Annotated in this window: 18 protein-coding genes; 14 read left to right on the top strand and 4 right to left on the bottom strand. The window is 66.8% G+C overall.

Annotated features, from left to right (window positions below):
* Nucleotides 1–99: 99 nt before the first annotated feature.
* The 4 genes from ACZ2G3_RS00225 (at nt 100) to ACZ2G3_RS00210 (ending at nt 3,962) form a co-directional block, all read left to right on the top strand.
* Nucleotides 100–1,902 carry a methanol/ethanol family PQQ-dependent dehydrogenase gene (locus ACZ2G3_RS00225; protein WP_419268569.1) on the top strand — a complete coding sequence of 601 codons (1,803 nt, stop codon included), beginning with the start codon at nt 100–102 and terminating at the stop codon, nt 1,900–1,902.
* Between the two features lie 133 nt (nt 1,903–2,035).
* Nucleotides 2,036–2,605 (top strand): c-type cytochrome, methanol metabolism-related, encoded by a 570-nt coding sequence (locus ACZ2G3_RS00220; RefSeq protein WP_470397019.1) that lies wholly within the window; start codon nt 2,036–2,038, stop codon nt 2,603–2,605.
* Nucleotides 2,606–2,613: 8 nt separating this feature from the next.
* Nucleotides 2,614–3,432 (top strand): quinoprotein dehydrogenase-associated putative ABC transporter substrate-binding protein, encoded by an 819-nt coding sequence (locus tag ACZ2G3_RS00215; RefSeq protein ID WP_470397018.1) that lies wholly within the window; start codon nt 2,614–2,616, stop codon nt 3,430–3,432.
* Nucleotides 3,429–3,962 (top strand): PQQ-dependent catabolism-associated CXXCW motif protein, encoded by a 534-nt coding sequence (locus ACZ2G3_RS00210; RefSeq protein WP_470397017.1) that lies wholly within the window; start codon nt 3,429–3,431, stop codon nt 3,960–3,962. Before ACZ2G3_RS00215 ends, ACZ2G3_RS00210 begins: the two co-directional genes overlap by 4 nt.
* Here ACZ2G3_RS00210 and ACZ2G3_RS00205 read toward each other — a convergent pair.
* From ACZ2G3_RS00205 to ACZ2G3_RS00195, 3 genes are read right to left on the bottom strand one after another with little or no spacing between them, the layout of a single operon-like run.
* The gene (locus ACZ2G3_RS00205; RefSeq protein ID WP_470397016.1) at nt 3,937–4,872 is read right to left on the bottom strand and encodes a YncE family protein; all 936 of its coding nucleotides are present in this window, start codon (nt 4,870–4,872) and stop codon (nt 3,937–3,939) included. The two genes, ACZ2G3_RS00210 and ACZ2G3_RS00205, sit on opposite strands and share 26 nt — an antisense overlap.
* Nucleotides 4,873–4,876: 4 nt before the next feature.
* Nucleotides 4,877–5,437 carry an SRPBCC family protein gene (locus ACZ2G3_RS00200; protein ID WP_470397015.1) on the bottom strand — a complete coding sequence of 187 codons (561 nt, stop codon included), beginning with the start codon at nt 5,435–5,437 and terminating at the stop codon, nt 4,877–4,879.
* 5 nt (nt 5,438–5,442) lie between these two features.
* Nucleotides 5,443–5,952 carry a DUF3280 domain-containing protein gene (locus ACZ2G3_RS00195; protein WP_470397014.1) on the bottom strand — a complete coding sequence of 170 codons (510 nt, stop codon included), beginning with the start codon at nt 5,950–5,952 and terminating at the stop codon, nt 5,443–5,445.
* A gap of 164 nt (nt 5,953–6,116) precedes the next feature.
* Here ACZ2G3_RS00195 and ACZ2G3_RS00190 point away from each other — a divergent pair, with 164 nt between their 5' ends.
* The 6 genes from ACZ2G3_RS00190 (at nt 6,117) to ACZ2G3_RS00165 (ending at nt 11,052) form a co-directional block, all read left to right on the top strand.
* A complete protein-coding gene (locus ACZ2G3_RS00190; RefSeq protein WP_470397013.1) occupies nt 6,117–7,307 on the top strand; it encodes an ABC transporter substrate-binding protein in 1,191 nt (396 codons plus the stop codon).
* A 7-nt stretch (nt 7,308–7,314) separates the two neighbouring features.
* Nucleotides 7,315–8,286: a YVTN family beta-propeller repeat protein gene (locus ACZ2G3_RS00185; RefSeq protein WP_470397012.1), complete on the top strand. Its 972-nt coding sequence runs from the start codon at nt 7,315–7,317 to the stop codon at nt 8,284–8,286.
* Between the two features lie 155 nt (nt 8,287–8,441).
* The gene (locus ACZ2G3_RS00180; RefSeq protein WP_470399177.1) at nt 8,442–8,912 is read left to right on the top strand and encodes a cupredoxin domain-containing protein; all 471 of its coding nucleotides are present in this window, start codon (nt 8,442–8,444) and stop codon (nt 8,910–8,912) included.
* Between the two features lie 6 nt (nt 8,913–8,918).
* Complete coding sequence (locus ACZ2G3_RS00175; protein ID WP_419268558.1) at nt 8,919–9,641, top strand: ABC transporter ATP-binding protein; 723 nt, start codon at nt 8,919–8,921, stop codon at nt 9,639–9,641.
* Nucleotides 9,638–10,462, top strand: a complete 825-nt coding sequence (locus ACZ2G3_RS00170) for an ABC transporter permease (RefSeq protein WP_470397011.1) — start codon at nt 9,638–9,640, stop codon at nt 10,460–10,462. The genes ACZ2G3_RS00175 and ACZ2G3_RS00170 overlap by 4 nt, the downstream gene beginning before the upstream one ends.
* Entirely contained in the window at nt 10,459–11,052 is a 594-nt protein-coding gene (locus ACZ2G3_RS00165) for a hypothetical protein (RefSeq protein WP_470397010.1), read from the top strand. The genes ACZ2G3_RS00170 and ACZ2G3_RS00165 overlap by 4 nt, the downstream gene beginning before the upstream one ends.
* 60 nt (nt 11,053–11,112) lie before the next feature.
* Here the strand turns inward: ACZ2G3_RS00165 and ACZ2G3_RS00160 are convergent, their stop codons facing one another.
* Entirely contained in the window at nt 11,113–12,096 is a 984-nt protein-coding gene (locus ACZ2G3_RS00160; protein ID WP_470397009.1) for a glycosyltransferase, read from the bottom strand.
* Between the two features lie 186 nt (nt 12,097–12,282).
* Between ACZ2G3_RS00160 and rfbC the strand changes: the two genes are divergently transcribed.
* From rfbC to rfbA, 4 genes are read left to right on the top strand one after another with little or no spacing between them, the layout of a single operon-like run.
* On the top strand, nt 12,283–12,843 hold the full coding sequence (rfbC, locus tag ACZ2G3_RS00155; RefSeq protein ID WP_470397008.1) for a dTDP-4-dehydrorhamnose 3,5-epimerase: 561 nt from the start codon (nt 12,283–12,285) through the stop codon (nt 12,841–12,843).
* The gene (rfbB, locus tag ACZ2G3_RS00150) at nt 12,840–13,877 is read left to right on the top strand and encodes a dTDP-glucose 4,6-dehydratase (protein WP_470397007.1); all 1,038 of its coding nucleotides are present in this window, start codon (nt 12,840–12,842) and stop codon (nt 13,875–13,877) included. Before rfbC ends, rfbB begins: the two co-directional genes overlap by 4 nt.
* Entirely contained in the window at nt 13,877–14,734 is an 858-nt protein-coding gene (gene rfbD / locus ACZ2G3_RS00145) for a dTDP-4-dehydrorhamnose reductase (RefSeq protein ID WP_470397006.1), read from the top strand. Before rfbB ends, rfbD begins: the two co-directional genes overlap by 1 nt.
* Nucleotides 14,731–15,603, top strand: a complete 873-nt coding sequence (rfbA, locus tag ACZ2G3_RS00140) for a glucose-1-phosphate thymidylyltransferase RfbA (protein WP_470397005.1) — start codon at nt 14,731–14,733, stop codon at nt 15,601–15,603. Before rfbD ends, rfbA begins: the two co-directional genes overlap by 4 nt.
* Nucleotides 15,604–15,734 lie beyond the last annotated feature (131 nt).

Genomic DNA, 15,734 nt, shown 5'->3' with positions numbered 1-15,734 from the left:
CCTGATTGACGCAAGGGGGTGCCCGTCCAACACTTGGGTATGGAGAGCCGCTGGGGGAGGAACACCGCGGCATGCATCCAAGAGCGGAGGAGCATTTCAATGAAACATCTCTTGAACAGCGCGGCTGTCGCGCTGCTTCTGACGGGCGGAACCGCCTATGCGAACGAAAGCGTCCTGACCGAAACGGCCAAGCCGGAACAATGGGCCATCCAGACCGGAAACTACGCCAACCAGCGTTACTCCGAGCTTGACCAGATCACCCGTGAGAACGTGGGCGACATGCGCGTCGCCTGGACCTTCTCGACCGGTGTGCTGCGCGGGCATGAAGGCGGCCCGCTGGTCGTGGGCAACATCATGTATGTGCACACGCCCTTCCCCAACAACATCTTCGCGCTGGACCTGTCGGACAACGGCAAGATCCTGTGGCGGCACACCCCGCAGCAGGACCCCGAGGTCATCGCGGTGATGTGCTGTGACACCGTCAACCGCGGCGTGGCCTATGCCGACGGGATGATCCTGTCGCACCAGGCGGACACGACCCTGGTGGCGCTGGATGCGATGACCGGCGAGGTCAAGTGGTCCGTCAAGACCGGCGACCCGGCCGTGGGCGAAACCAACACCGCCACCGTTCTGCCGGTTGGCGACAAGGTGCTGGTGGGCGTGTCGGGCGGCGAATACGGCGTGCGCGGCCGCATCACCGCCTACAACCTGTCGGACGGTTCCGAAGCCTGGAAGGCCTATTCGACCGGTCCGGACGAGGAGATGCTGGTCAATCCCGAGACCACCATGAGCCTGGGCAAGCCGGTTGGCGCCGACAGTTCGCTGAACAGCTGGGAAGGCGACCAGTGGAAGATCGGTGGTGGCACGACCTGGGGCTGGTTCAGCTATGACCCCGACCTGAACCTGGTCTATTATGGCACCGGCAACCCCTCGACCTGGAACCCCAGCCAGCGTCCGGGCGACAACAAGTGGTCGATGACCATCATGGCCCGCGACGCCGACACGGGCGAGGCCAAGTGGTTCTACCAGAAGACGCCCCATGATGAATGGGACTATGACGGCGTGAACGAGAACATCCTGGTCGACAAGGAAATCGACGGCCAGATGCGCAAACTGCTGGTCAACTTCGACCGCAACGGCTTTGCCTATACGCTGGACCGCGAGACGGGCGAACTGCTGGTGGCCGAAAAGTACGACCCGGCTGTCAACTGGGCGACCCATGTCGAGATGGACCCGAACTCGGACCAGTATGGTCGTCCGCAGGTCGTCGCCGAATACTCGACCTCGCAGAACGGCGAAGACACCAACACCACCGGCGTCTGCCCGGCGGCCCTTGGCACCAAGGACCAGCAGCCGGCGGCCTATTCGCCCAAGACCGGCATGTTCTACGTGCCGACCAACCACGTCTGCATGGACTATGAGCCGTTCCGCGTCGCCTACACGGCCGGGCAGCCCTATGTCGGCGCCACCCTGTCGATGTATCCCGCACCGGACAGCCACGGCGGCATGGGCAACTTCATCGCCTGGGACGCTGTCAACGGCGAGATCAAGTGGTCCCTGCCCGAGCAGTTCTCGGTCTGGTCGGGCGCCTTGGCGACCGCAGGCGACGTGGTCTTCTACGGCACGCTGGAAGGCTTCCTGAAGGCCGTCGATGCGGAAACCGGAGAGGAGCTCTACAGCTTCAAGACCCCGTCGGGGATCATCGGCAACGTCATGACCTACGAACATGACGGCAAGCAGTATGTCGCGGTCCTGTCGGGCGTCGGCGGCTGGGCCGGGATCGGTCTGGCAGCGGGTCTGACGAATCCCAACGACGGTCTGGGCGCAGTGGGCGGCTATGCCGCGCTCAGCGACTATACCCAGCTGGGTGGTCAGCTGACCGTCTTCGAAGTGCCAAGCTAAGACCTTCGGGCGGGCGTCTCATACTTTCGTTCCGCACAAGCAAGGTTGATCTGTGAATGGGCCGCCCCGGCGTTAAGCTCGGGGCGGTTCTGTCTGAGGAGAGCAGGCAGGCAACGACATGGAGGAGAGCCACATGAAAGCCATCACCAGTCTGACGGCGCTGGTCATGGGCGCGACCTTGGCCACGATGGCCTGGGCGCAAGCCGATGCAACGACTGAAACCACCGAATCCGAGCCCGTCGAAGTCGCCGCGAACGAGACGGTGATGCCCAGTGGCCACGACGTCGCCGCGGTCGAGATGACCGACGGGCGCTGGCGGAACGACGAGGGAATCCCGACCTTCAAGGTCGAGGACGGCGTGGTCGATTTCGCCACCTTCAACGGCTTCCGCCGCTATCACGCGGAATGCCATGTCTGCCACGGCCCCGATGGCGAGGGTTCGACTTATGCCCCCGCGCTGAAGGATTCGGTCCTGCGCATGGACTATTACGACTTCATGCAGGTGGTCGCCTCGGGCCGCCAGGGGACGAACTCTGTCATGCCCGCCTTCGGGACGAACAAGAACGTCTGGTGCTATATCGACGACATCTACACCTATCTGGTGGCGCATGGGACCGGCACGATCGGTCGCGGACGCCCTGCCGAGCGCGCCGACAAGTCCGAGGAATATACAGCGCAGGAAGATGCCTGCATGTCGATGTGACCCGGTCCATGCGGCGCCTGACAACCGCGCTGGCCCTTGCCGCCGGGCTGGGGCTTGCCGCCCCCGCCGCGGCGCAGGTGGCTGATCTTCGGTCGACGACCCAGTTCCGCGTCTGCGCCGATCCGGCCAATTTGCCCATGTCGTCGCGCGACGGAACCGGGTTCGAGAACCGCCTGGCCGAATATTTCGGCGGGCTGCTGGACATGCCCGTGACGTACAGCTGGTTTCCGTCGGGGATGGGCTTCATCACCCGCACCCTGCGGGCGGGCACCTGCGATGTGGTGATCGGCTATGCCCAAGGGGACGAACTGGTCCAGAACACCAACCATTACTACACCTCGGTCTATGGTCTGGTGACACGGCGCGACGGGCCACTGGCCGCGGTCGACCGGCTGAGCGACCCGGCGCTGAAGGAGGCCAATATCGGCGTGGTGGCCGGCACGCCGCCGGCAACCCACCTGGCCCGCGCCGGGCTGGCCCCCAACATGCGGGGCGTCGACCTGTTCGTCGACCGCCGCGTCGAGGATCCGATGGGGGAACTGCTGGAGGGGGTGAAGGCGGGCGATCTGGACGCGGCCGTGCTCTGGGGGCCGCTGGTCGGCCCGCGCATCAAGGATGATCCGAACCTGACCTTCATCCCGCTTCTGAAGGAAGAGGGCGGGCCCAAGCTGTTCTATCGCATCACCATGGGCGTCCGGCTGGAGGAGCAGGAATGGAAGCGGCAGCTGAACAGCCTGATCCGCCGCAACCAGGACGGCATCAACCAGATCCTGCACGAGGCCGGCGTGCCCCTGGTCGACGACTATGGCCGCGAGGTGTTGCCGTGATCCGGGCGCTGTTCCTGTCGGTGCTGCTGGCAACGGCGGCGGGGGCGGAACCGGTGCCCGAGCCCGAAGGCTATCGCGGCGAACCCTATCGCGCCCCGGTTCCGGCCACGCTGGCCGGGGCGCAGGTCGTCGACGCCCCCCAGGCCATCGCCCTGCACGCGCAAGGGGCGGCCTTTCTGGATGTCATGCCCCGCAAGATCCGCCCCGAAGGCCTGGCTCCCGGGACGATCTGGAACGAGCCGCCCCACCAGACTATTCCGGGGGCGGTCTGGTTGTGGAACACCGGATATGACCGGCTGGCCCCGGCCGAGGAAACCCGCCTGCGCGACGGCCTGGCCCGCGCGCGTCAGGATGATCCGGACCGACCCGTGGTGATCTTTTGCCGTGCCGACTGCTGGATGAGCTGGAACGCGGCCCGGCGGGCGCTGGAATGGGGGCTGGGCCCGGTGATCTGGTTCCCGGGCGGCACCGAAGGCTGGCTGGAGGCGGGGGGCGCGCCCCTGGTCACGGCAGAGCCTGTCGCCCCGTGAAGACGCCAAAGGCGCGCGGTCCCGACGGCAGCGGGATCCGCGCCCGGATCGTCAGGCTGTCCGCCTCCAGGATCGTCAGTTCGTCGGATTCCCAGTTGGCGACGGCGACGGCGCTGCCGTCCGGCAGGGCGGAGATCCCCTCCGGGTAATCCCCGACCTCGACCTCGTCCAGAACCTCCAGCGTGTCGGCATCAAAGACGGTGACGCTGGAGGCGTACTGGTTGGTCACGAAACCCCGTCCACCGGCGAAGGCCACGGCATAGGGATGATTGCCGGTCGGGACCTGCGCCACCAGCCGCCCCGCCACGGGATCGATGACCGACATGCTGTTGCCCTGGACGTCGGCGGTATAGATCCGGCCGTCATGGAAGGTCACGCCGAAGGGATGGGCACCGGCGGTCTTTACCTGGTGCAGACGGTGCCCCGTGGCGGCGTCGAAGATGCTGATCGCGTCGGCATCGCGATCCGCCGTGGCGACCAGCGCCCCGTCCGCGCTCACCGCCACTCCCGCCGGCGCGGCCGCGGTCGGCGACTGCCAGACGGACGCCAGCGCAGCATCGAGGCGGGTCAACGTGGCGCCGAACCAGTCGGTGACGAAGACCCCGCCGCCCGGCGCTACCGCCAAGCCAAAGGCGCCTTCGCCCAGATCGGCCTGCGCCAAGGGCAACCCCACCTCGTCCAGCACATGCAGGCGGCCGGTATTGGCGGCGATGACATAGACGCGCCCCGCCCGCGGGTCATAGGCGACCGGCGCCGGCGCACCGGGGATATCGTGGCTGGCGATGACCTGGGCGCGCTCCAGATCGACAACCGACAGCGCATTGCCGTTCTGCGAGGTCACAAAGGCCAGATCCCCGGCCAGGACCGGGGATGCAAGCCAGGTGACGATCAGCGGCAGCCAGGGCCGCATCGGCCTATTCGGCCCGTCCGAAACGTTCCGCCAGCGCGTCCAGACCGGAGGTATAGATGCCGTCCACGGCCGCGACGGCGGCATCGTCGTTCAGTTCGGCCGGGGGTTCGTTGTTCGGGAAACCGCGATAGAAGCCGCCCTTCCACACCACCTCGGCCTTGCCCGACTTGTCCTTGACCTGCAGCGTCGAGGAATAGTTGGTCACCGGCAGGACCGCCGTGTCCACCTCGGTGATCATGTACTTGTAGCTCATCTTGTCGTTGTCGATCGCCATCAGCTGCTCGGTGATGGTCGGCGTTCCGCTGTCGGATTTCAGCGTCAGCACGCGCGTCGATTCGTCGGGCACGTCCGCGGGGGCGCCTTCCGGGGTCATCGCGGTCGAGGCGACGGCCGGGTGCCAGCTCATGTCGTCAAAATGACCGATCACCTCCCAGACCTCGGCGGGGGTGGCGTCCAGCACGACCGTCTGTTCGGTCTTGAGCCGCGAGGGGCCATGCGCCGCTGCCGCGCCGGAAAAGGCCACGACCGCGCCAAGCGCAACGGCAAGAACCTGCGTCTTCAACATTCCTGTCAGTCCTCTCGAAAGATGATGTTTCTCAGCAAATAGCTGTAACCGCGCCGATAGGCGTCGTCGGTATTGCCCCGGATCTCGACCGAGCCCGCCCGCAGGGTCTGCCCGCTTTCGGCATCACGGACATAGAGGTTCACCGACTGGATCAGGTTCGACACCTTCTGGACCTCGCCGGCGATGGCATAATCCGATCCCATCTCGGCGGCGATCCGGGTGTCGGCGCCGTTCGAATGGACCGGGTTCCTGATGGCCGCCATTGCCTCTGCCGGGGGGTCGACCAGCGTGAAGCCGCGCCGGGCCAGATCCTCGGCGATGTACTCCTCGATCATCGCCAGGCGGGCGGTTTCATCCGCGCGCACGCCGTTGATCTCTCCCTCGGTCGAGGTGTCAAGGTAATGGATGCCGAACCAGGTGGCCGACCCCGGTTCGGGGGCCGGTCGGGTCGCCTCCTGTGCCAGGGCCCCGAACGGGGCGATCATCAGGGACAGGGTCAGGATGTGGCGGCGCATGGTCATTTCCTGACCATGCGCCGGGTCCGGTATGGCGTCCATGAGACAAAAGGCTGAGCCCCTGCGACCTAAGGCTGAGCCAAAACTTCCCGGTTCTGCCGGGATAAATAACCGGCTTGCCCCATGCCCCCTCACCCTCCACCATGACGGCAGGGAGATGAGAAATGCTGAAAGGATTCATTGGGCTTCTGGCGGGCGTCGTGGCGCTGGCCCAGCCCGCCACGGCCCAGGCCCCCGATCCGGTCTTGGTGCGGACGGCCGTCCTGCGGGTCGATGATCCGGGCCTGCCGCCGATCTCGCGGCTGGACCTGGAACCCGCGGACCTGGGTTTCGCGGGGGCCCGTCTGGCGATCGAGGACAATGACACCACCGGCCGCTTCATGGGGCAGGACTTCGAGGCGATCAAGGTCGCCGCCAGCCCCCAGACCGCCGCCGACGAGATGGCCAAGCTGCTGGACGAGGGGATCGAGTTCATCGTGCTTCTGGCCGATGACGCCACGACCCTGGCCCTGGCCGACCAGGCGGGCGACCGCGCCATGGTGATCAACGCCCGCGCCCGGGGGGATAACCTGCGCGGCGCGGACTGTCGCTACAACACCATCCATGTCGCCCCAAGCCGGGCGATGCTGGCGGATGGGCTGGCGCAGTTCCTGATGTGGAAGAACTGGCCGCGCTGGTTCCTGATCCATGGCAGCCATCCCCAGGACCAGGCGATGGCGGACGCCTATCGCCGCTCGGCCGCCAAGTTCGGCGCCCAGATCGTGGAAGAGCGTGAATACCTGGACACCGGCGGCGCCCGCCGCACCGACAGCGGCCATGTGCAGGTGCAGGCGCAGTTGCCGGTCTTTACCCAACGCGCGGCCCAGCACGACATCGTCATCACCGCCGACGAGGCCGATGTCTTTGCCGCCTATCTGCCCTATCTGACGTGGGACCCGCGCCCCGTGGCGGGATCGGCCGGGCTGGTGCCGCGCAGCTGGCATCCGGCGATGGAGGCCTGGGGCGGCACGCAATTCCAGAACCGCTTCGAGCGCCTGGCCGAACGTCCGATCCGCGAGGAGGATTACCAGACTTGGCTGTCCCTGCGCATCGTGGGCGAGGCCGCGACCCGCACCCAGTCCGGCGACCCGAAGGTGCTGAAGGAGTTCATCCTGTCGGACCGCTTCGACGTGGCGGGCTTCAAGGGTCAGGCCCTGACGGTCCGGGCATGGGACCACCAGGTCCGCCAGCCGATCCTGCTGACGACGGGCGTCCTGACCACCTCGGTCAGTCCCCAGGACCAGTACCTGCACCAGACCAGCCAATTGGACACCCTGGGCATCGACGGGCCCGAAACCGAATGCCGATTTCCATGAGGACCACATGAAGCACCTGCTCTGCCCTGCCGCAGCCTTCGCCGTGCTGGCCCTGGCCGGTCCCGCAGCGGCCAACCGCGTCTTCGTCACGAATGAACGCAGCAACGACCTGACCGTCCTGGACGGCGAGACGATGGAGGTGATCGGCACCTATCCCGTGGGCAACCGCCCGCGCGGGGTCACCATCAGCCCCGACGGGACCGAACTTTACGTCTGCGCCTCGGACGACGACCTGGTGCGTGTCTTCGACCCGAACACGATGGAGGAACTGCATACGCTGCCCTCGGGCCCCGACCCCGAGCTGTTCGTGCTGCACCCGTCGGGAAACCCGCTCTATATCGCCAACGAGGACGACAACCTGGTCACGGTCGTCGACGTCAAGGAACACCGCGTCCTGGCCGAGATCCCGGTCGGGGTCGAACCCGAGGGCATGGGCGTCAGCCCGGATGGCCGCGTCGTCATCAACACGTCCGAAACGACCAACATGGCGCATTTTATCGACACCGAGACCTTCGAGATCACCGCGAACGTGCTGGTCGACAGCCGCCCGCGCTTTGCCCAGTTCACCGCGGACGGGTCCAAGCTCTATGTCACGTCGGAGATCGGCGGCACGGTCAGCGTGATCGACCCGGCCACCCAGCAGATCACCAAGAAGATCACCTTCGACATCCCCGGCGTCCTGCCCGAGGCGATCCAGCCAGTGGGCGCGCGCGTCACATCGGACGGCAAGAAGCTCTATGTCGCGCTGGGGCCCGCCAACAGGGTTGCCGTGATCGATGCGCAGACGGACGAGGTGACGGATTACCTGCTGGTCGGGCAGCGCGTCTGGCAGATGGCCTTCAACCCGGACGAGACCTATCTCTACACCACCAACGGCAATTCGAACGACGTGTCGATCATCGACGTCGCCCGCGACGAGGTGGTCCGGTCGGTCCAGGTAGGCCAGCAACCCTGGGGCGTCGTGGTCGCCCCCAACTGATCCAACAGGAAAAGGAACGATCGATGACCTTGCTGAACAGGCTGATGTCGGGCGCCGCCCTTGCGTTGATCCTGGGCCTGCCGGCAGCCGCGCAGGATGCGACCGCACCGGATGCGCCGGCCGAGGCGCCTGCGGCGGACAGCGCTGCGGCCACCATGGACGCGCCGGCAGAAGCAGTAGCCCCTGAGGAGGAGGACGACGAGGAGGAGCAGGAGGACGCGGCCCAAGGCGGCGTCTACGAGGCGGCGGGCAAGTTCGACTATGGCTTTGCGGGTCTGCTGGCGCGCGACAACCGCACCGACCTTGCGCCGCTGACGCTGGCCGCGGGCCAGCCTGTGGCATCGGCGGAATACACGCTGAAATCGGGCGGCTACTACCGCATCGACATCACCGCCGACGGCAGCCAGGAGCTGGCCCTGTCGGGCGGCGACTTCTTCCGAGCCATCTGGATCAACGAGATCGTCATCGAGGACATCGAGATCCGCCCGATGGGCATCCACAGCATCGAGTTCGACAGCGCCGGCACCGCGACGCTCAGCTTCATCGCGGTGCTGCCCGGACGATATGCCTTGTCAGTGCCCGGATCATCGGGCGACAGTCTGCAAGCCGTCTTCAACATCCAGTAGGTGCCCTTGACCGCAGCGCTCGAGATCGACCAGGTCAGCCACAACTTCGGCGCCGTCCAGGCGCTGAAGGACGTGTCGCTGACGGTGCCGCAGGGCGGGTTCACGGCGCTCCTCGGGGTGAACGGGGCGGGAAAGACCACGCTCTTTTCGCTGATCACGCGGCTTTACAACAACCGGTCCGGGGTGATCCGGGTCGCCGGTCATGATCTGCGGCGCCAGCCGTCGCAGGCGCTGGCCCGCCTGGGGGTCGTGTTTCAAAGCCGCGCGATGGATGCCGACCTGACCATACGGCAGAACCTGATCTATCACGCCAGCTTGCACGGCATCCCGGGTCGGCTGGCGCGTCCCCGCATCGACGAGGTCCTGGCCCAGGTCGACCTGGCCGACCGGGCCGATGCCCGCATCACCGCCCTCTCCGGCGGGCAGGCGCGGCGGGCCGAGATCGCGCGCGCCCTGATCCACCGGCCCGAACTGCTGCTGCTGGACGAGGCGACGGTGGGCCTCGACGTGAAGTCGCGGGCCGAAGTGCTGGCCCTGACGCGCCGCCTGATCGCCGATCATGGCGTCTCGGCCCTCTGGGCCACGCATATCATGGACGAGATCGCACCCGACGACGACCTGGTGATCCTGCATCGCGGCGAGGTGCTGCGCCACGGTCGGGCCGCCCAGATCGCAGGGCCCGAGGGGCTGACGCGTGCCTTTCTGGACATGACCGGGGTCGCCGCATGATCCACCCCACAGCCTCGGCCCGCGGCTGGCTGACCGCCTTCCTGGGCATCGCGCGTCGCGAGACCCAACGCTTCGTCAACCAGCGCGGGCGCTTTCTGGCGGCGCTGGTGCGGCCGCTGGTCTGGCTGTTCATCTTTGCCGCCGGCTTCCGCGCGGTCTTGGGCCTGTCGATCACGCCGCCCTACCAGACCTATGTCCTCTACGAGGTTTACGTGACGCCGGGCCTGGTCGCGATGATCCAGCTCTTCAACGGGATGCAGTCGTCGCTGTCGATGGTCTATGACCGCGAAACCGGCGCCATGCGGACCCTGCTGGTCAGCCCCTTTCCGCGCTGGTTCCTTTTGGGATCCAAGCTGATCGCGGGGGTGATCGTGTCGATCATCCAGGTCTTCACCTTCCTCGCCATCGCCTGGTTCTGGGGCATCAGGCCGCCGGCTTGGGGCTATGTCGCCGTGATCCCGGCGCTGATCCTGTCGGGGCTGATGCTGGGCGCGATGGGCCTGTTCCTCAGCAGCGCCATCCGCCAGCTGGAGAATTTCGCTGGCGTGATGAACTTCGTGATCTTCCCGATGTTCTTTGCGTCCTCGGCCCTCTATCCGCTGTGGCGGATGCGTGAAAGCTCGCCCCTGCTGCACGACATCTGCCTGTTCAACCCCTTCACCCATGCCGTCGAACTGATCCGCTTTGCGCTGTACCTGCAGTTGAACTGGACGGCCCTGGCGGTGGTTCTGGGCTGCCTGGCCGCGTTCTTCGGGGCCGCCGTCTTCATGTATGATCCGCAAAAGGGCCTCTGGGCCCGCCGGAAAGGAGGCCCCGCATGATCCGCCTGTCCCTGGTGATCGCCCTGCTGGCGGCCGGACCCGCCCTCGGCGCGGCCGGCACAGACCCCGACTGGCCCTGCATCCAGCGCAAGCAGCCGCATCTGTCGCTGGGGCAGGTCTGGACCGGCCCCGCGCCCGATGAAACCTCGGGCCAGTTGGCCCGCGATCCGCGCATCGAGCAATTGGCCGCCCGGCTGGAACAGCGGCGCCTGCCGCTCGACCAGGCCGAAGCCGAGATTGCGGAATTCGCCGCCCAGGCCGATGATGCGCAGCTGGTCGCCCTGATGCAGGCGATCTTCGATAAGATCGAGCGCGACCGCAGCGCGCTGATCGGCGGCATCTCCCGCTATGGCCGCTCGCAGGTCCAGATGTCGGAGCGGATCGAGGCCCGCCGCGCCCGCATGGCCGAACTGGAAGCCGCAGAGCAACCCGATTTCGATGCGCTCGACGCCGAGGAGGAGGCCCTTGACTGGGACGCCCGCATCTTCACCGAACGTCAGCAGTCCCTGACCTATGTCTGCGAAACGCCGGTGATCCTCGAACAGCGCCTTTTTGCCTTGGGCCGGGCCATCGCCAGCCACCTGGACTAGGATTTCTTCGTTGTGAAAATACCCGCAGGGTCCCGGACGACGCCCAGGGACTCTGCCAAGTTACCGTGCTCCTTCCGCCAGGCGCAGCACCTCGTCATGAGAGCGGTCCAGACGTCCCGCCAGCCCATCGGCCACCGCCTGGTCCAGGATCGCGCGGAATTGCCCGGCATCCGGCCCATAATCGGCGGCCTTGCGGCGCCACTTGCGCAGCAGCACCGGCACCAGCGGCCAGAACCACGGCCCCGCCGCGACCCGATAGGCCATCAATGCGTTGCGATACATGTAGAACACCTTCCAGATCGGTCGCAGCACCAGTCCCGACTGGCCCTGCTGCGCTGTGGTGTCGTGATCAAACCGGATCTGCGGTGCAAAGGCGATGCGCAGCCCCTGGCGGCGCATCTGCAGGGTATAAAGCTGGTCGTCCCCATAGATGAACAGGCGCGGATCGGGCAGCCCCGCCCGGATCAGCGCCGCCCGCGACAGGAACAAGCCGACAAAGCTGCTCATGTCGATCGCGCGAAGCGGGGCGCCGTCGCGGTAATCACTGTCTGTCAGGTGAAACCCCGCCCTTCCGCGCCCGCCGGGCAGGCGCGCCAGCGTGCGCAGGAAGGCGCCCGGATGCCAGAACGGGTTGCGATAGGGCCGGTTCATCTCGCAGATCTGCCCGTCGGGATGAAAGACCGCGGCGCCAATGGCGTCCCAGCCCGTCTTCTCCATCGATCGGAAGGCGGTAAAGGCCCCGGGCTGCGGGCGACCGTCATCATCCATCAGCACGATCCAGTCGGCGTCGGTCTGATCCCGCGCCAGCTGCATCCCCAGGGAAAACCCGCCCGCACCGCCCAAATTGGCCGCGCTGCGATGCAGGATCAGGCGGGAGTCCTCCAAGCTCTCCAGCCAGCCCCGAGTTCCGTCGGTCGAGGCGTTGTCGACGACGATGACCTGATCGACCGGCTCGGTCAGCAGGCTGCGGATCGTGACGCGCAGCTTGTCCAGCCGGTCATGCGTGACGACGACCGCGGCAAGGGTCGTGGAAGGATGGGCCATTCATGCGGCTCGCGGCTTCTGCCGGCGATGCCCGGCGGTTCCGGCGGGATTATCATGACAGGCCCTCCGCTCACAACTGTTCTCCTTCGGCAGTCGTTGCCCGCAGCCTCCACAGGATTTCTCCACAGACAGGCTGACAAGATGCCGCCCACGCCTTAGACATCTGGAAACGCAACCGAGTCAGTCATGCAGATCGAAACGACCGCCCTCCCAGATGTCCTGATCCTGACGCCTGCTCGGCATGGCGATGATCGCGGCTTCTTTTCCGAAAGCTGGAACCGGCGCACGCTGCGGCAGGCGGGGGTGGACCTGCCGGAATTCGTGCAGGACAACCATTCGCTGTCGCGGCAGGCGGGAACGGTGCGCGGGCTGCATTACCAGGCCCCGCCGCATGCGCAGGGCAAGCTGGTGCGCTGCGGGCGGGGGCGGCTGTTCGATGTGGCCGTTGACGCCCGGCGGGGCAGCCCGACCTATGGGCGGTGGTTCGGTGCCGAACTCAGCTTCGAGAACGGCCGCCAGCTGTGGATCCCGGCAGGGTTCCTGCATGGCTTCGTGACGCGCGAACCGGACACGGAAATCGTCTACAAATGCACCGACCACTACGACCGCGCCTCCGATGGCGCGGTGGCCTGGGACAGCCTGGGGATCGACTGGGGCGTCGACGACCCGGTCCTGTCGGACAAGGACCGCGCCGCCCCGGCCTTTGACGCCTGGCAATCACCCTTCACCTTCGAGGCCGCGGCATGAAGATCCTGGTCACCGGCGGCGCCGGCTTCATCGGCTCGGCCGTGGTCCGGCTGGCCATCGCGCGCGGTCACCAGGTCGTGAACCTGGACGCGCTGACCTATGCCGCAAACCTGGAGAACGTGGCCGGGGCCGCAGGGTCCGACCGCTATGCCTTTGAACATGCCGACATCCGCGATCGGGCGGCGCTGGACCGCATCTTGGCGCAGCACCAGCCCGACGCGATCATGCACCTGGCGGCCGAAAGCCATGTGGACCGGTCGATCGACGGCCCCGACGCCTTCGTGCAGACCAACGTGATCGGCACGTTCAACCTGCTGGAGGCCGCCCGCGCCCATTGGATGGCCCAAGGCAAGCCCGAGGGGTTCCGCTTTCACCACATCTCGACCGACGAGGTCTTTGGATCCCTGGGCGAGACGGGGCAGTTCACCGAAGCCACCCCCTATGATCCGCGCAGCCCCTATTCCGCCAGCAAGGCGGGATCGGACCATCTGGTGCGGGCCTGGCACGAGACCTATGGCCTGCCGGTGGTGCTGACCAACTGCTCGAACAACTACGGGCCCTATCACTTCCCGGAAAAGCTGGTGCCGGTGGTGATCCTCAAGGCGCTGGCCGGAGAACCGATCCCCGTTTATGGCGACGGCGGCAACATCCGCGACTGGCTGTTCGTCGAGGATCATGCCGATGCGCTGCTGCTGGTGCTGGAAAAGGGCCAACCGGGGCGCAGCTACAACATCGGCGGCGAGAACGAGGCCCGCAACATCGACCTGGTGCGCACCATTTGTGCCCATATGGATGAACTGCATCCCGCAGGCGCGCCGCATGCGGATCTGATCACCTTCGTGGCCGACCGCCCTGGCCATGACCGCCGCTATGCCATCGACCCCACCCGCATCCGTGATGAACTGGGCTGGCAACCCTCGGTGACGGTCGAGCAGGGGCTGCGGCGCACGGTGGAATGGTATTTGGCCAACCGCGACTGGTGGCAGCCGCTTCTGTCCCGCGACGGCGTCGGCCGGCGTCTGGGGGCCGCCTGATGCGCGACCTGCTGATCTTTGGCCGCAACGGGCAGGTGGCCCGCGAACTGGCCGAGCTGGCCCCCCGCGCCAGGTTCCTGGGCCGCGACGAGGCCGACCTGACCGATCCCTCGGCCTGCGCCGCCGCGATCCGCACGATTGCGCCCCTGGCCGTGATCAACGCGGCCGCCTATACCGCCGTGGACCGCGCCGAAGCCGAGCCCCAGATCGCCCGCACCGTCAACGCGGACGCGCCGGGCGCGATGGCGCGGGAATGCGCGGCCCTGGGCATCCCCTTCCTGCACATCTCGACCGACTATGTCTTTGACGGCTCGGGCCATCTGCCGCGCAACGAGGATGCCCCCACCGGGCCCCTGGGCGTCTATGGCGCCACCAAGCTTGCAGGCGAAGAGGCCGTGGCGGCCGCCGGCGGGCAATGGGCGGTGATGCGGACCTCCTGGGTCTTCTCGGCTCATGGCAGGAATTTCGTCAGGACGATGCTGCGCCTCGGGGCCGAACGTGACCGCCTGACCATCGTGGGCGACCAGGTTGGCGGGCCGACCCCCGCCGCGGATATCGCGGCGGCGGCCCTGGCGATCCTGTGGGGCATGCAGGCGGATCCGGCCAAAGGCGGGATCTATCACTTTTCGGGGGCGCCGGACGTCTCCTGGGCCGATTTCGCGCGCCAGATCTTCGCCCGCGCCGGCATGGAGACCGAAGTCGTGGACATCCCCGGCACGGATTATCCGACGCCCGCGCGCCGACCGCTGAATTCGCGGCTGGACTGCACCCGCATCGCGCGCGATTTCGGGATCCAGCGCCCGGACTGGCGGATGGGCTTGGCGCGCGTGCTGCAACAGCTGAAGGACAAGGCATGACACAGCGCAAGGGCATCATCCTGGCCGGCGGATCTGGCACGCGGCTTTATCCGATCACCATGGGCGTGTCGAAGCAGCTGCTGCCGCTTTACGACAAGCCGATGATCTTCTACCCGATCACCGTCCTGATGCTGGCCGGCATCCGCGAGATCGCGATCATCACCACCCCCGAGGACCAGGACCAGTTCCGCCGCCTGCTGGGCGACGGCAGCCAATGGGGGGTCGGCTTCACCTATATCGTGCAGCCTTCGCCGGACGGGCTGGCGCAGGCCTATATCCTGGCCGAGGACTTCCTGGCCGGCAGTCCCTCGGCCATGGTGCTGGGCGACAACATCTTCTTCGGCCACGGCCTGCCCGAGCTCTTGGCCACGGCCGATGCGCGCAAGGACGGCGGCACCGTCTTCGGCTATCGCGTGTCAGACCCCGAGCGCTATGGCGTCGTTGATTTCAACGACCAGATGCGCGCCCGCGCGATCATCGAAAAGCCCAGGGTGCCGCCCTCGGACTATGCCGTGACGGGCCTCTACTTCCTGGACGGGACAGCGCCGGAACGGGCCCGCGCCGTCAAGCCGTCCGATCGCGGCGAGCTGGAGATCACCACCTTGTTGGAAAGCTACCTGCATGACGGCAGCCTGACGGTCGAACGCATGGGACGCGGCTTTGCCTGGCTGGACACCGGCACCCATGCCAGCCTGCTGGATGCGGGGAACTTCGTGCGCACGCTGGAGAACCGCCAGGGCCTGCAGACCGGCTGCCCCGAGGAGATCGCCTTCGAAGCCGGCTGGATCAATGCCGACCAGCTGCGCGAGCGCGCCGCAAGGTTCGCCAAGAACGAATATGGCGCATATCTGCTGAGGTTGATCGGCTGATCCGACCGGTGGATGCCCCCTGCTGGCGGGGCTGTGAGCAAGGTCAAGCGCACCTGCGCCGGGCCCCTACCACTATGCCCTTTTTTCCCCTATAGCGGTCGCCGCGACAGCCCGTGCAGGTCCTGAGTCTG

Source organism: Paracoccus sp. KKT209, assembly GCF_055635455.1.
The sequence above is the reverse complement of the archived record's forward strand: the minus strand, read 5'-3'. Positions and strand labels throughout refer to the sequence as shown.

Coding starts and splice junctions, on each gene's coding strand:
- ACZ2G3_RS00160 (WP_470397009.1), bottom strand. CDS start 12,096: ATGGCCCATCCTTCCACGACCCTTGCCGCGGTCGTCGTCACGCATGAC.
- rfbA (WP_470397005.1), top strand. CDS start 14,731: ATGACACAGCGCAAGGGCATCATCCTGGCCGGCGGATCTGGCACGCGG.
- ACZ2G3_RS00170 (WP_470397011.1), top strand. CDS start 9,638: ATGATCCACCCCACAGCCTCGGCCCGCGGCTGGCTGACCGCCTTCCTG.
- ACZ2G3_RS00220 (WP_470397019.1), top strand. CDS start 2,036: ATGAAAGCCATCACCAGTCTGACGGCGCTGGTCATGGGCGCGACCTTG.
- rfbB (WP_470397007.1), top strand. CDS start 12,840: ATGAAGATCCTGGTCACCGGCGGCGCCGGCTTCATCGGCTCGGCCGTG.
- rfbC (WP_470397008.1), top strand. CDS start 12,283: ATGCAGATCGAAACGACCGCCCTCCCAGATGTCCTGATCCTGACGCCT.
- ACZ2G3_RS00200 (WP_470397015.1), bottom strand. CDS start 5,437: ATGTTGAAGACGCAGGTTCTTGCCGTTGCGCTTGGCGCGGTCGTGGCC.
- ACZ2G3_RS00225 (WP_419268569.1), top strand. CDS start 100: ATGAAACATCTCTTGAACAGCGCGGCTGTCGCGCTGCTTCTGACGGGC.
- ACZ2G3_RS00185 (WP_470397012.1), top strand. CDS start 7,315: ATGAAGCACCTGCTCTGCCCTGCCGCAGCCTTCGCCGTGCTGGCCCTG.
- ACZ2G3_RS00165 (WP_470397010.1), top strand. CDS start 10,459: ATGATCCGCCTGTCCCTGGTGATCGCCCTGCTGGCGGCCGGACCCGCC.
- ACZ2G3_RS00215 (WP_470397018.1), top strand. CDS start 2,614: ATGCGGCGCCTGACAACCGCGCTGGCCCTTGCCGCCGGGCTGGGGCTT.
- ACZ2G3_RS00195 (WP_470397014.1), bottom strand. CDS start 5,952: ATGCGCCGCCACATCCTGACCCTGTCCCTGATGATCGCCCCGTTCGGG.
- ACZ2G3_RS00205 (WP_470397016.1), bottom strand. CDS start 4,872: ATGCGGCCCTGGCTGCCGCTGATCGTCACCTGGCTTGCATCCCCGGTC.
- ACZ2G3_RS00180 (WP_470399177.1), top strand. CDS start 8,442: ATGGACGCGCCGGCAGAAGCAGTAGCCCCTGAGGAGGAGGACGACGAG.
- ACZ2G3_RS00190 (WP_470397013.1), top strand. CDS start 6,117: ATGCTGAAAGGATTCATTGGGCTTCTGGCGGGCGTCGTGGCGCTGGCC.
- rfbD (WP_470397006.1), top strand. CDS start 13,877: ATGCGCGACCTGCTGATCTTTGGCCGCAACGGGCAGGTGGCCCGCGAA.